Below are 574 nucleotides of genomic sequence, written 5' to 3'. Positions count from 1 at the left end.
TTTCCGTAAAAAAGCGATGTATTGCCTGCCTGAACAAGGTCGTCGAGGCGAAATAATGGTTATTCCTGACTTGTTCATTCATCACCTTCCACAGCCTTTCTATCGGGTTCAGATTCGGGCTGTACGGTGGCAGGTAATGAAGCTCGATATTCATCACATAAGCCCAGTCTTTCACCAGCCTGCTTCGGTGGTAACCGGCTCCGTCAAGGATAATATGAACCTTCTGACTGACCGGATAGGTTTCACGCAGGGCAATGAAGAATTCTGCGATGTGATAACTGTCGATACGATCATATTCGCGTACCACTGTTTTGCTGATATCGGCCAGATTCAGGGCGCCCATCAGGTTCAAACGGGTACGGCTTCCTGTGGTTTTCACTACGGTTTTCTGGCCTTTACGCATCCAGCCATAAGCCAGTTTCGTCCCCTGAGTGGGATGGACGCCATCAATGAACAGGATGGGCTCATGGTCTCCGGCTTCCTGCTTGAGTTTCCCGTAGGTTTCTATAAAGGCCCGCTGCTGTTCCGCGTTGAACTTGTGTGGCACGCCGGTCGGTTTTTTATAAGAAAAACC

Annotated in this window: 1 protein-coding gene; it reads right to left on the bottom strand. The window is 49.7% G+C overall.

All coding sequences use genetic code 11. The features are described 5' to 3' along the window. A partial coding sequence (locus tag LG003_RS23195; RefSeq protein WP_262981785.1) for an IS630 family transposase occupies positions 1-574 on the bottom strand: 574 nt, incomplete at both ends.

The sequence above is a fragment of the Photorhabdus kleinii genome, assembly GCF_025384885.1.
GTDB lineage: Bacteria > Pseudomonadota > Gammaproteobacteria > Enterobacterales > Enterobacteriaceae > Photorhabdus > Photorhabdus kayaii.
The sequence above is the reverse complement of the archived record's forward strand: the minus strand, read 5'-3'. Positions and strand labels throughout refer to the sequence as shown.